The organism is Aequorivita sp. H23M31, assembly GCF_004022485.1.
Lineage (GTDB): Bacteria > Bacteroidota > Bacteroidia > Flavobacteriales > Flavobacteriaceae > Aequorivita > Aequorivita ciconiae.
The window spans coordinates 1,992,757-2,005,784 of the sequence record NZ_CP034951.1 but is presented as its reverse complement, the minus strand read 5'-3'; the positions used below and the strand labels follow the sequence as shown (position 1 = coordinate 2,005,784).

At 39.4% G+C, this 13,028-nt stretch carries 12 protein-coding genes; 8 read left to right on the top strand and 4 right to left on the bottom strand.

Annotated elements, in window-relative coordinates; all coding sequences use genetic code 11:
• Window positions 1-25: 25 nt before the first annotated feature.
• From EI546_RS08785 to EI546_RS08775, 3 genes are read right to left on the bottom strand one after another with little or no spacing between them, the layout of a single operon-like run.
• A complete protein-coding gene (locus EI546_RS08785; RefSeq protein WP_128251578.1) occupies window positions 26-685 on the bottom strand; it encodes a tRNA1(Val) (adenine(37)-N6)-methyltransferase in 660 nt (219 codons plus the stop codon).
• Between the two features lie 59 nt (window positions 686-744).
• Window positions 745-1,269 (bottom strand): ribosome maturation factor RimM, encoded by a 525-nt coding sequence (rimM, locus tag EI546_RS08780; protein WP_128250188.1) that lies wholly within the window; start codon window positions 1,267-1,269, stop codon window positions 745-747.
• 12 nt (window positions 1,270-1,281) lie between these two features.
• Complete coding sequence (locus EI546_RS08775; RefSeq protein WP_128250187.1) at window positions 1,282-1,830, bottom strand: 30S ribosomal protein S16; 549 nt, start codon at window positions 1,828-1,830, stop codon at window positions 1,282-1,284.
• 133 nt (window positions 1,831-1,963) lie between these two features.
• Here EI546_RS08775 and EI546_RS08770 point away from each other — a divergent pair, with 133 nt between their 5' ends.
• The 8 genes from EI546_RS08770 (at window position 1,964) to EI546_RS08735 (ending at window position 12,482) form a co-directional block, all read left to right on the top strand.
• On the top strand, window positions 1,964-2,758 hold the full coding sequence (locus tag EI546_RS08770; protein WP_128250186.1) for a DUF6252 family protein: 795 nt from the start codon (window positions 1,964-1,966) through the stop codon (window positions 2,756-2,758).
• Between the two features lie 191 nt (window positions 2,759-2,949).
• The gene (gene topA, locus EI546_RS08765) at window positions 2,950-5,490 is read left to right on the top strand and encodes a type I DNA topoisomerase (RefSeq protein WP_128250185.1); all 2,541 of its coding nucleotides are present in this window, start codon (window positions 2,950-2,952) and stop codon (window positions 5,488-5,490) included.
• Entirely contained in the window at window positions 5,490-6,653 is a 1,164-nt protein-coding gene (locus EI546_RS08760; RefSeq protein WP_128250184.1) for a formimidoylglutamase, read from the top strand. Before topA ends, EI546_RS08760 begins: the two co-directional genes overlap by 1 nt.
• 108 nt (window positions 6,654-6,761) lie before the next feature.
• Window positions 6,762-8,135 carry a T9SS ring complex lipoprotein PorK/GldK gene (gene porK, locus EI546_RS08755; protein WP_128250183.1) on the top strand — a complete coding sequence of 458 codons (1,374 nt, stop codon included), beginning with the start codon at window positions 6,762-6,764 and terminating at the stop codon, window positions 8,133-8,135.
• 57 nt (window positions 8,136-8,192) lie between these two features.
• Window positions 8,193-8,846, top strand: a complete 654-nt coding sequence (porL, locus tag EI546_RS08750) for a type IX secretion system motor protein PorL/GldL (RefSeq protein WP_128250182.1) — start codon at window positions 8,193-8,195, stop codon at window positions 8,844-8,846.
• 48 nt (window positions 8,847-8,894) lie between these two features.
• Complete coding sequence (porM, locus tag EI546_RS08745) at window positions 8,895-10,442, top strand: type IX secretion system motor protein PorM/GldM (protein WP_128250181.1); 1,548 nt, start codon at window positions 8,895-8,897, stop codon at window positions 10,440-10,442.
• 17 nt (window positions 10,443-10,459) lie between these two features.
• A complete protein-coding gene (gene porN, locus EI546_RS08740; protein ID WP_128250180.1) occupies window positions 10,460-11,359 on the top strand; it encodes a type IX secretion system ring subunit PorN/GldN in 900 nt (299 codons plus the stop codon).
• A 76-nt stretch (window positions 11,360-11,435) separates the two neighbouring features.
• Window positions 11,436-12,482: an NAD(P)/FAD-dependent oxidoreductase gene (locus EI546_RS08735; protein ID WP_128250179.1), complete on the top strand. Its 1,047-nt coding sequence runs from the start codon at window positions 11,436-11,438 to the stop codon at window positions 12,480-12,482.
• A 27-nt stretch (window positions 12,483-12,509) separates the two neighbouring features.
• On the opposite strand, the gene EI546_RS08730 is transcribed toward EI546_RS08735, so the two are convergent.
• Entirely contained in the window at window positions 12,510-12,905 is a 396-nt protein-coding gene (locus tag EI546_RS08730) for a DUF983 domain-containing protein (RefSeq protein WP_128250178.1), read from the bottom strand.
• Between the last annotated feature and the right edge of the window lie 123 nt (window positions 12,906-13,028).

Here is a 13,028-nt window from a genome sequence, read left to right as displayed (position 1 = left end):
TCTGTGAGAATATCATTTATTTCCCTTACATCTTTATGTAAAAATCACTGACCAACTTTTTATACGCTTCTGTATAATTATGACGGGAAGTTTCAATGGTTAGATATTCAAGTTTTGGAGAGATGTTTTCAAATGAAAATTCTAAAAGACTTCTTTTTTCTTCAGAAGTTTCATTTCCACGGACTCTGCAGATTCTATTAGGAAATAGGTTCACTTTAGAAGCCATATTTATAAATCTATCTTCTTCCTTTCGCGGTACTATTACGGCAAAAATTCCTTCATCTGAAAGTAGTAAGGATGCACTTTCAATTAATTCGTTAAAAGGAAGGGAATCGGTGAAGCGTGCAATATCCCGGGAATCATTTGAAGATTTATAATCTTCAGAATAGAACGGAGGATTGGAAATAATTATATCATATTTATCATCAAATTCTTCCACAAATTCCTTTAAGGACGCGTGATAACAGAAAAGACGATCACCCCAGGATGAGTTTTCAAAATTATTCACACATTGCTCGTAAGCATTCTGGTCTATCTCTATGGCGTCGATCATTTGAGCATTTGAGCGTTGGGCCAACTGTAAAGCAATTATTCCCGTTCCAGCGCCAATATCCAATACTGAAAAGGGATTGTCCTTTATAGAAGTCCACGCCCCCAGCAGAACGCCGTCGGTGCCAATTTTCATTGCGCATCGATCTTGTTCAAGAGTGAATTGTTTGAATTTAAATGGTTTCAATAGATTTTTTAGAGATACATTTCTATCAATCCTTCGGGTACATTCAATAGGATTGATTTTTTTTCGCGATCTACTTTCTTAATGAAATGGTCGATCATCGGAATTAAGATTTCCTTTCCATCGTGATCTATTTCAAATAAGGCTTGAGAGGTACTGTCGTTTACGCCAGTGATCTTTCCGATTTCTCCAAAGGATTCATCTTCGGCAGTAAAGCCGATTATTTCGTGATAGTAGAATTTATTTCCCGTAAGTGTGGGCAGGAATTCCAATGGAAGGTATAGATTAGCTCCAATAAGAGCGTTGGCTTCCTCTTCGTTATTAACATCTTCGAATCGTACTCGGAGCAGTTCGCTTTTGTGCAAAGAACTTTCCACAATAAAAAATGGAATCAGGTTTTTGCGTTGTTCCACAAAAACCGATTCCATTTCAGTAAATAGTTCGGGTTCGTCCGTATCAAGTTTTACGAGCAATTCCCCTTTAAAGCTATATTTTCTGACGATTTTGCCCAAGTAGAAGCAATTCTCCTTTTGCATCGTGAATAGATATTAAGCTTCTTTGTTGTCTTCTTTTTCTTCAGCAGGAACTTCTTCCGTTGCAGTTTCAGCAGCGACATCGGTTACTTCTTCTTCTTTTTCAGGAGCAGCGGCGGCCGCGGCATCAGCAGCACGTTTATCACTTACAGCTTTTTCAGCGACAAGTTTTTCGGCTTTAGCTTTTTCCTGTGCTTCAGACAAGGTGGCTTTTTTATGATCGATAGAACCTTTTTTGGATTCTAACCACTCATTAAATTTCGTTTCGGCTTGTTCCTCAGTCAAGGCGCCTTTGCGAACTCCTCCAGCTAGGTGATTTTTAAGTAAAGCACCTTTATAAGAAAGAATGGCACGAACAGTATCTGTAGGCTGTGCTCCATTTTGAAGCCATTTTACAGCGCTATCAACATCAAGTTCAATTTGTGCAGGGTTGGTAGTTGGGCTATAATGACCTAATTTTTCAAGGTATCTTCCCGCTCTTTTCATTCGGCTATCGGCAGCGATAATCCAATAATAAGGTTTCCCTTTTTTTCCGTGTCTTTGTAATCTAAGTTTTACAGGCATATTAAATTAATTTTTGAGGTTCCCGACCTCGGTTATAATTAAGGACGGCAAATGTAATATATTTTCTTTTTGAAATAGAAGCAATTAAGGTTTTTCTTTTACATTTGTCAAAACACCAAAAATGTCTCTATTTATGAAAAATCTTGTATTGTTTCTTTTAATACTCATTTCGATGGTTTCCTGTGAAGACCATGAAACCAATGAATTTGCAATACAGGCAAAGATAGGCGATAGACTCTATATTTCCACCGAAGCACGCGCTTCAATGGGAGAAGATGGCGGTTATATAATTCAGGGTTCTTCTTCATCGGAATCTCTAACAATACGATTATCCCAATTAAAGGAGGACACCTTTATGATAGGCGAAGGTTCTTCCAATTACGCCACTTTTGAGGACTTTAACGGGAATTTATTTTCAACCCTTCCAGATGGAACGGGATCGGTTACGATTTCGGAGGTGGATGAAGTGAACAAAACTCTTAGCGGTATTTTTAATTTTAACGCAACGCTTCCTGGGATAGATACCATTTATGTTTCCAAGGGAGTTCTATATAATGTTCCTTATGATTTTGGACAAATAGATATTCCTGGAGAAGCCGGCACATTTTCAGCAAAAATCAATGGAGTCCCTTTCTTGCCACTTATAGTTACAGCAGTTGAAGCGGGTGGCTCCATAAAAGTAGCGGGGAGTAAATTAACCGAATCCATCGTACTTACTCTTCCGAGTGGCGTTCAATTAGGTGAATTCCAACTTTCTGACGAAGGGTATAGTGCCACTTACCAAAATGAGGAGGGTATGCAAACTTCTACCGAAGGGCGTATATCTATTACTGAACACGATTTGGTAACAGGTAGCCTTAAGGGAACTTTCTCCTTTCTTACCGATCAGAGTGAAATTACCGAGGGTCAATTTGAGGTTATTTACTAAGAAGTTGTTTTTTTAGATTTCCAATCTCGATTTAGATATATCCCCACCCCCAAACTTCTAATTTCGCCTGTAATTTAGTCGACATTCTCGCTGTATTTAGGCAAAGAAGTGTTGGGCTTTTCCTGAATTTTTTCTCGTAAATCTTTCGTATTAAAAAATTCACATACTTTTGTACGCATAACAAATAGATAATGGCAAAGAATTTAGTGATAGTTGAGTCCCCTGCAAAAGCAAAAACCATAGAGAAATTCCTTGGAGCTGATTTTAAGGTATCCTCTAGTTTTGGTCACATTGCAGACTTACCTTCAAAAGAGTTGGGCGTAGATGTAGAAGGGGATTTCGCTCCTAAATATATAGTGAGCAGTGATAAGAAGAAACTGGTTTCGGAATTAAAGTCACTTTCCCAGAAAGCAGAAATGGTTTGGCTGGCGAGTGATGAGGACCGGGAAGGTGAGGCAATTGCCTGGCATTTGGCAGAGGAATTGAAACTGGATAAAAATAAGACCAAACGGATTGTTTTCCACGAAATTACAAAATCGGCTATTTTAAAGGCCATCGAGAATCCGCGGCAGATAGATTATAATTTGGTAAATGCCCAACAGGCGCGCCGTGTTTTGGACCGACTGGTTGGATATGAGCTTTCTCCAGTTCTTTGGAAGAAAGTGAAAGGTGGACTTTCTGCGGGCCGTGTTCAATCTGTAGCGGTGAGGCTAATAGTGGAGCGGGAACGTGAAATTGAGGCGTTCTCACCGGTAGGATCCTTCAGAATAGATGCAGAGTTTACCACTGCAGACGGGAGTAAGTTTAAAGCAAAACTTCCCAAAAACTTTACAACAGAAGAGGAAGCAAAGGATTTTCTTCAAAAAAACTTGGGTGCTTCCTATAAAATTTCGGAATTAACCAAAAAGCCTGCGAAAAAATCTCCTGCGGCGCCTTTTACCACTTCAACTTTACAGCAGGAAGCTTCCAGAAAACTATATTTTTCGGTAGGGAAGACAATGACCATGGCTCAGCGACTTTATGAAGCTGGACTTATAACTTATATGCGAACTGATAGCGTCAATTTATCTAATGATGCCAAGAGCGCTGCCCAAAAGGAGATTATTTCTTCTTACGGGAAGGAGTACAGTAAATCTCGGGATTATAAAAGTAAAAGCAAGGGTGCGCAAGAAGCTCATGAGGCGATACGTCCAACTGATATGAGTCTTCACACAATAACTGGCGACCGCGACCAGGCCCGTCTGTACGATTTAATCTGGAAACGGACCCTTGCCTCCCAAATGAGCGATGCCGAATTGGAACGAACCAATGTAAAGATCGATATACATTCCAACGGTAAGGAAAAAATATCGGAAAATTTTGTTGCCAACGGCGAAATGATAAAATTCGATGGTTTCTTAAAAGTATATCTGGAAGGAACCGATTTTGAGGAGGAAGAGCAAGAAGGAATGTTGCCTAATATGAAGAATGGCGATGATCTTGATAACAATTATATAACCGCCACGGAAAGATTTACCAGACCTCCATATCGCTACACGGAAGCATCTTTGGTTAAGCAACTGGAAGAACTGGGAATTGGTCGACCTTCAACCTATGCACCTACAATCTCAACCATTATTGGAAGAAATTATGTTGAAAAGGGAAGCATAGAAGGTACGGAAAGAAAATATCTACAAGTCACTCTTCAAAAGGATAAACTTAAAGAGAAGGTTCTAACGGAAATGGTTGGCTCTGATAAGGGAAAACTTGTTCCTACAGATATTGGAATGATAGTCAATGATTTTTTGGTAGAGAACTTTAAAAATATTCTCGATTATAATTTTACCGCCAAGGTTGAACAGGATTTTGACGACATTGCGGAAGGAAAAGAGGAATGGACGCGAATGATGAGGGATTTTTATGCCGATTTCCATCCTCACGTAAAACACGTTGAGGAAAATGCCGATCGGGAAAGTGGGGAACGGATATTGGGCGAGGATCCCGAAAGTGGAAAAACCATTCTTGTACGGCTTGGAAAATATGGTCCCATCGCACAAATTGGAGCGCCGGATGACGAAGAAAAGAAATTTGCGAGCCTTCGTCCGGACCAACAATTACATTTAGTAACGTTTGAGGAGGTAATAGATCTCTTTAAGCTTCCAAAGACTTTGGGAATTTATGAAAAAGAAGAGGTCGAGGTCAATAACGGGCGCTTTGGACCTTATGTCCGTTTTGGAAAAACCTTTATTTCTTTGCCGAAAGGTATGGATCCCTTAGATGTAGATATGGAATTTGCAAAGGAGTTGATCGAGGAAAAGAGAAAGGCCGATGCCCCTATACATATATATGATGGCCTACCGGTTCAGAAAGGAGTTGGTAGGTTTGGCCCCTTTATAAAATGGAACAATATGTTCATCAATGTGAACAAAAAATATGATTTCGACAATCTTTCCGAGGCCGATATAGAAGAACTTATTGTGGATAAAAAGCAAAAGGAAATCGATAAGCTAATCCAAGAATGGCCCGAGGAGAATATACGAATAGAAAAAGCCCGCTGGGGCCGTTTTAATCTTATTAAAGGGAAAACCAAGGTGGAATTATCCAAGGATACCCAGGCAGACAAAATTACCTTGGAAGAAGCCAAGGAAATGCTTGCCAAGAAAACTGCCAAGAAGAAATCTCCAGCTAAGAAGACCACAGCGGCAAAGAGCAGAAAGACCAAAGCGGGTAAAACTACAGCCAAGAAAAAATAATGATAGAGTTTTTGTCACCGGTTTCCGAGAGTATATTAGATCTTTTGGAAACACTTCCCCCAGGTACACTCGGTAAACAGATTAGGATTCATTCGAAAAAAGGGGAAATCCCAAATTTCAAGGGAGTAAAATTTGCTATTTTGGGAATACGGGAAAACCGTTCGGATGTAGATTTTATGGGAAATGATATTTCCTTTGATCAGTATAGAAAAGCTTTTTATGCACTATATCCTGGAAATTGGAGTTATGATATTATGGACCTTGGTGACATCCAAAAAGGAGAATCTGTGGAGGATACCCGTTTTGCAGCCAAGCAAACCATATCCACATTGCTTAAAATGGAAATAATTCCGTTGATATTAGGTGGAGGTCAAGATTTGGCTTATGGGCAATACCGCGCGTATGATGATTTAGGGAAAATGGTGAATGTGGTTAATATCGACAACCGTTTCGATCTGGGAAATGCAGATCTTCCTTTTTCCAACAAATCGTACGTAGGAAAAATGGTGGTGGACCAACCCTATAATCTCTTTAATTATAGTGTTCTTGGTTATCAATCATATTTCAATTCCCCAGAGGAAATTTCCCTGATGGAAAAACTATATTTTGATGCCTATCGTCTAGGTGAAATCACATCTGATATAAGTATTGTAGAGCCTACTTTACGGGATGCCGACATTGTTACTTTCGATGCAACTTCAATAAAAGATTCGGAACTTAGCTATAGTAATAGTGAAAGTCCGAATGGATTTGACAGTCGCGAAATCTGCGCCATTTCGAGATATGCAGGAATTAGTAACCGGGTAAGTTCTTTTGGGATATATGAAATTGGGGGCACTTCTACTCGGGCAAGTGGCGCAATGTTGATTGCCCAAATTTTATGGTATTTTATAGAAGGAGTTAATTTTAGGATCAAGGATGACAATTTTGATGACGATAATTATTTCATTACCTATAAAGTCCCTATTGATGATGAGGTTTTGACCTTTAAAAAGAGTAATAGAACGGAACGGTGGTGGATATTGTTGCCATTTATTTCAAATGTTAATAATAAATTAAAAAGCCGAACGTTATTACCTTGCACTTATGGCGAATATTTGGGTGCATGCAACCAGGAAATTCCTGAACGGTGGTTGAAGGCCCGCCACAAAAATGAAGTATAATATCAAGCTAATTGAAATGCGCGAGGGTTTTTGAAAAAAAAAATTGTTTTTCTGAAATTTTATAAATACGTTTACGCCCTCGAAATTCGAAATTTAACCTAATTACCTATGAAGAAGTTTATTGCATTAACTGCGATTGTTGCCTTTTTATTCAGCTGTAACTCTGGAGACAGAGGGGAGCTTGTTGGCGTAAAAGGCAAAAAATGGTATCCACAAAAGCCTTATGGAATGACGTTGGTTCCTGGTGGATCCTTCATCATGGGCCAGAGTGATGATGATTTCCTTGCAGTTAAGGACGCCCCTACCAAAACTGTTACGGTAAGTTCGTTCTACATGGACGAAACCGAAATAACCAATTCTGAATATCGCCAATTTGTTTATTGGGTCCGTGATTCAATCGTGAGACTTCGATTGGCAATTATGGCCGATGAGCAAGGTGCTACTCCTGGTGATGGTGGTATTGGGGAATTTGCTTTTGTTGACCAAGCAAACGACCAAATGACCCCTTACGAACAATATATGTATGACAATTACTTTGGAATGGGCGAAGATTACTATGAAGGAAGAAAGCTCAATAACAAAGTAAGTTTGATTTGGGATACAGCAAAATATCCAGATGCTTTCTACTCGGAGGTCATGGACACTATGTACATTCCTATCGAGGAGGCCTACAATGGACAAAGAACCATTGATGTAAGCAAGTTGAAATTCCAATATACCTATATGGATATTGGAGCTGCGGCTCGGGATAAAAGCAAAAGAAGAAAAGATTTCATAAAGAAGGAACAGCTACCGATCTATCCAGATACAACCGTTTGGATCCGGGACTTCAATTACTCGTACAACGAGCCTATGCACAATGATTATTTTTGGCACCAAGCATATGGGGATTACCCTGTGGTAGGAGTGAGCTGGAAACAGGCAAAAGCTTTCTGTGCATGGAGGACGATGTATAAAAATGCATACCAAAAATCCAAAAAGAAAACTTTTGTAAACTCTTTCCGTCTTCCTGGAGAAGCTGAGTGGGAGTATGCTGCTAGAGGTGGACTGCAATCTGCATCTTATCCTTGGGGTGGTCCTTACACCAAAAATGATCGAGGCTGTTTCATGGCAAACTTTAAACCTTTAAGAGGGGATTATGCTGCTGATCAAGCGCTTTATACGGTAGAGGCAAAATCTTTTGAGCCCAATGGTTACAATCTTTATAATATGGCAGGAAACGTATCGGAATGGGTTGCTTCTTCTTATGATGCGGCTGCTTATGACTATTTTTCTACAATGAACCCAAATGTTAACGATGAAGAGAACCAGCGCAAGGTAGTACGCGGTGGATCTTGGAAAGATGTTGCCTATTTCCTTAAAGTGGGCACTCGTGATTACGAATACGCCGATTCGGCCCGTAGCTATATTGGCTTCCGCACCGTTCAGGATTATATGGGAACTGACGTTGTTCTAAACGAAAATTTCGGCGATGCCCGATAGATCTAAACAATTACCCCTTAAATAACTTAACTTAAAAACTTAAAAAAACTATTTATTATGGCAAAATCTTCTCGATCATCTAAAAAACTTTTTGCAATGGCCTATGGCCTTGGAGCTTCCGTTGTTATTATTGGAGCTCTCTTTAAAATTACCCACTTCGAAATTGCCGGAATTGGAGGAAACGTACTATTAACTATAGGATTGGTGACTGAAGCTATTATTTTCGCGATTTCCGCATTCGAACCAGTAGATGATGATTTGGATTGGTCTTTGGTATATCCAGAATTGAGTGGTGGTGCTGCAACACAAAGAGCGAAAGTAGAAGAGGCTAAAGATACCCAAGGACTTTTGTCTAAAAAATTGGACGAAATGTTGAAAGAAGCACGAATCGATTCAGACCTAATGAACAGTCTTAGCACTAGCATCCGTTCTTTTGAAGGTGCAGCAAAAGGTATTGCTCCAACAGCAGAGGCAATGAGCTCCACAAAAAGATATAGTGAGGAAATGGCTCTTGCAGCCGCACAAATGGACTCCCTTAATAGTCTATACAAAGTTCAGATAGAGTCAACAAGCCGTCAGACTGAGGCTAATCAGCAAATAGCTGAAAATGCTGAGCAATTGAAAAAGCAAATGCAACATTTGGCTACCAATTTATCATCCTTGAATGGAGTTTACGGTGGAATGCTTTCAGCAATGACCACTAGAAACTAGTATTTCCTTTTTAACCTAACTAATTTTTGATTCTAAAAAACTAAAATAATGGCTCAAGGAAAACTATCACCAAGGCAGAAGATGATTAATATGATGTATTTGATATTCATCGCTATGTTGGCGTTAAATATGTCTAAAGAAGTTCTTTCTGCTTTTGGATTGTTAAATGACAAAATTGCCACGGCAAACGTAGCTGCAGACCAGCGCAACCAAGCATTCCTTGGTGGGTTGGCTGAGAAAGCCCAAGAACAGCCGGCAAAGTATAAACCTATACTAGACAAAGCTAATGAGGTAAACACTATGGCCCAGGATCTAGATAGTTATATCGCTTCTATCAAAGCAGAAATGATGCAGAAGATCGAGGATCCAACAGATTATGAAAAGCAGGACAGACCTGACTTTTTGGACCAGAAATGGTTCAGTGGCGATAAACTTTCAAAGGATGGTCAGGAATTCGTAGATAAGGTAAATGCATTTCGTGATGGTGTAGTGAACATCATTGGAGATTCATACCCTCAAATTGCCGCGGACGTAAAGGCTAAATTTGATACTAGTCCTGAAAAAAACCGAAAGGGAGTGGAGATCAGATGGCTGAACTATAATTTTGAAGGCTTTCCTATGATTGCCTCTAAAACGAAATTAACTCAGATGCAAGCTGATATCAAGGTTACTCAAAACGAAGTACTACAGGCCATGCTTGCAGGAGAGCAAGTTAAGCAACTTTCAATGTCCAACTATGAGGCGATTGTTGTTCCAGATAAAACTGCTTTCTTTAATGGTGAAAACTTTAAAGGGAAAGTGGTATTAGGTCGTTTTGACAGCACTCTTAACTTTGATAAGGTTATTATCAACGGTAAGGAAATGGACAATATCGCTGGTGGTCAGGTAGTTCTTGATTTTCCTGCAGGAAATGTGGGTGAGCAAGAATTGAAAGGTGAGCTACAGTTTAAGGAAGGGGATTCTGTTGTAACTATTCCAATTAAATCTTCCTATGCGGTAATTCCGAAGCCTAATGCTGCTGTAATTTCCGCAGACAAGATGAACGTAGTTTATCGTGGAGTTGAAAACCCAATGACTATTTCCATTCCTGGTGTTGGTTCTGTAACCGCAAATGCACCCGGTTTAAAGCCAGCGGGTGGTGCAGGAAAATATATGATGAACGTTACCACTGTTCAAGGACGTGAAGTTAAAATTAACGTAAGCGGAAAACTTCCTGGTGGAGAAACCGTTTCAGATAGCAAAACTTTCCGTATTAAGGATATTCCAAGACCTACAGGAACTGTTCGTGGAGAAGATGGAAATGGTGGTCCTGTTCGTATGCAAAGACAAGGTCTAGAAATTGCTTCCATTGGCGCAGCTCTTTTGGATTTCGACTTTGACCTTGCTTTAAATGTAACTGGATTCAGCTTTAAAGTTAGCGGACAACCTACTATAAAGGTTTCAGGAAATAAATTGAGCTCTGAAGCTAAAGGAACTTTGAGCCGTGCAAAACGAGGAGAAACGGTTCAAATCTTTGATATTAATGCGAATCTTTCAGGGAATTCAGGTTATAAGCTAAAGAAAATAACCCCTGTATTTGTTGAATTGACAAACTAGAATAAAACCCAATAGGTATGAATTTGAAATATGTTGTTTTTTGTCTTTTTGGCTTTGGAATACTTGCCAGTGCGAATGCACAAATAAATATTCTCAATGCCAAAACCCCAGATGAAATAGGTAAACGGTCTGAAGCCCAAATGGCTGAGGATAACGATGCGCCGCTTGCTTATGGCTATATAGATGAGCGCGACGTTCTGTGGTCCAAAACCACCTGGGAAATTATCGATCTGGATGAGAGGGTGAATTTTCCCCTGTACTACCCAATAGATACAAACAACATTGGGTCAGATAGACGTTCTCTATATGATGTTTTGGTAAAAAATATCAGAAATGGGAACATCACTGAAGTTTATGCCGACTCATATTTCACTCAAAAGAGGAGTCTGAGTGATATTGGTGCTTCCTTGGTGTATAGTGATACTACCGATCTGGGAGTTGAACAATATAATGCTGAAGGAGTTGTGGATCCACAATATATCCGTCGATTTGAACTTGACGCGGGTGATATTCAGGAATATCACATTAGAGGATATTGGTACTTGGACAAGCGCCAAGGTGACCTAAGATATCGCCTTTTGGGAATCTGTCCCGTTGCCAATGAAGCGCGGTCCAAAGCCTTTCCAGAGGATGGCATAGATTCCAAGGTAGAATTATTTTGGGTGTGGTTTCCGGATGCTAGAAAGGCCTTGCACGAAGCACAAGCCTTTAATCGGAGTAACTCCTCCCAACCTATCTCCTTCGACCGCTTATTAAATGCGCGTCGCTTTAGCGCTGTCATCTATAAAGAGGACAACGTTCAAGGTGATAGGGATGTTAAGGATTACATTACAGATAACGCTTTAATGCAGTTAATGGAATCTGAACGTATCAAGGAGCAAATTCGAAATATAGAAATCGATTTGTGGAATTACTAAATTCTTTATAACACAATGATTTAAAGAAAACCCTTCAAGCTTCTATCAGACTTGAAGGGTTTTTGATTTTTAAAGCATGAAAGAGGTAGAGTATATTGTAGTGGGGCTCGGTATTGCAGGTATTTGTTTCTGTGAACAATTACGAAAGAATGGCAAAAGTTTTATAGCTATAGACAATGGTCGCGATGGCTCTACCGCTAGGTCGGGCGGGGTGTTAAATCCTACGGTTTTAAAGCGTTTTAATGCAGCTTGGAACTCTTCGGAATTTTATCCAGCTGCCATTTCTTTTTACCAAAATCTTTCCAAAGCACTAGATCTGGATCTGTTTAGGGAAACACCTATTTTGAGAGTGTTTAAAAGCGTGGAGGAGCAAAACGATTGGTCTGTGGCCAGTGATAAACGCGAACTGCAATCTTTTCTCTCTTCTAGCTTCGTTCAGAATGATAACCCAAACATCGCTGCTCCCTTCGGCTTTGGAGAAGTTATGGGAACTTTACGAATAGACACGAAATTGTTGCTTAACGAGTATCAGAAATTCTTAACTGCGCGAAACCAAGTTTATCAAAATGACTTTGATTATAAAGAATTATCTGTTAGTGAATCCAGAGTTGTTTATCAAACACTATCAAGTAAAAAGATTGTTTTTTGTGATGGTGTAGGTGCGATGCATAATCCCTTTTTTCCTGAGAATGGCATTATCCCCAATAAAGGAGAATACTTAATAGTAAATGCTCCGGACTTAAAATTAGAAGTGCTCCTAAAAGGTCCAATGTATATTATTCCAATAGGTAATTCATTATATAAAGTGGGTGGTACCTTTGGCCGGGACGATTTCAGCGAAAAACCCACAGCTAAGGCAAGGCAAGAAATCCTTACGAAATTAAAATCGATGATAAATTGCTCCTTTGAAGTTGTGGATCAAACAGTGGGGATTAGACCTACCACAAGAGATAGAAAGCCTTTAATTGGGAGTTTACCAGATAATCCAAGAATAGGCTTCCTCAATGGTTTAGGATCAAGAGGATTTACCATGGCTCCACTTCTTTCTCAAATTCTATTTAATAATATTTCATCAGGAATACCCATTCCAAAGGATATGGATATCAACCGTCTTAGGGCTTGAATAAGACAAAATTGTGGAGCAATGAAGCTATTGCCTATTTTTTTCTATAGCTTTCTTGTCGTAGTGTATAAAGAAATTAATCCAAATGTTTCGGGATACACGCAGAATAATTGGGAATAATATGGCCAGCATGGCTATAATTGCAAAAAAAGTAATATGCCTATCCAACCCCAGAAAAAGATAGACAATTACGAAGGTGGCAACTGCAACAGCTACTCCTACCGCATAACTTACATACATTGCCCCATAAAAGAAAGAAGGTTCCATTTTAAATTTAATGTTGCAGTTGCTGCATCTATCATTCATCTTCAAGGTTTTTGAAAATATAAAAGGGTTCTTTTCAACATACATTTCGCCCTCATGGCAAGCCGGACAGGTTCCCGTGAGAATGCTATATAGTTTAGTGCCTTTGAAAAATTCCATCGTCATTTTTTTAGAAACGCAAAAATAAGCATCTTTGCAAACTTGCTCCTTGGCAAACGCTAATATTTCATTCTTCAAAATTGGGAAAAGCAAATTACCCATATTTTATAAATCGAATCCTTA

Bases quoted from the DNA above. Each gene is read 5' to 3' on its own strand.
- EI546_RS08785 (WP_128251578.1), bottom strand. From the start codon at position 685: ATGAAAATTGGCACCGACGGCGTTCTGCTGGGGGCGTGGACTTCTATA.
- rimM (WP_128250188.1), bottom strand. From the start codon at position 1,269: ATGCAAAAGGAGAATTGCTTCTACTTGGGCAAAATCGTCAGAAAATAT.
- EI546_RS08775 (WP_128250187.1), bottom strand. From the start codon at position 1,830: ATGCCTGTAAAACTTAGATTACAAAGACACGGAAAAAAAGGGAAACCT.
- EI546_RS08770 (WP_128250186.1), top strand. From the start codon at position 1,964: ATGAAAAATCTTGTATTGTTTCTTTTAATACTCATTTCGATGGTTTCC.
- topA (WP_128250185.1), top strand. From the start codon at position 2,950: ATGGCAAAGAATTTAGTGATAGTTGAGTCCCCTGCAAAAGCAAAAACC.
- EI546_RS08760 (WP_128250184.1), top strand. From the start codon at position 5,490: ATGATAGAGTTTTTGTCACCGGTTTCCGAGAGTATATTAGATCTTTTG.
- porK (WP_128250183.1), top strand. From the start codon at position 6,762: ATGAAGAAGTTTATTGCATTAACTGCGATTGTTGCCTTTTTATTCAGC.
- porL (WP_128250182.1), top strand. From the start codon at position 8,193: ATGGCAAAATCTTCTCGATCATCTAAAAAACTTTTTGCAATGGCCTAT.
- porM (WP_128250181.1), top strand. From the start codon at position 8,895: ATGGCTCAAGGAAAACTATCACCAAGGCAGAAGATGATTAATATGATG.
- porN (WP_128250180.1), top strand. From the start codon at position 10,460: ATGAATTTGAAATATGTTGTTTTTTGTCTTTTTGGCTTTGGAATACTT.
- EI546_RS08735 (WP_128250179.1), top strand. From the start codon at position 11,436: ATGAAAGAGGTAGAGTATATTGTAGTGGGGCTCGGTATTGCAGGTATT.
- EI546_RS08730 (WP_128250178.1), bottom strand. From the start codon at position 12,905: ATGGAATTTTTCAAAGGCACTAAACTATATAGCATTCTCACGGGAACC.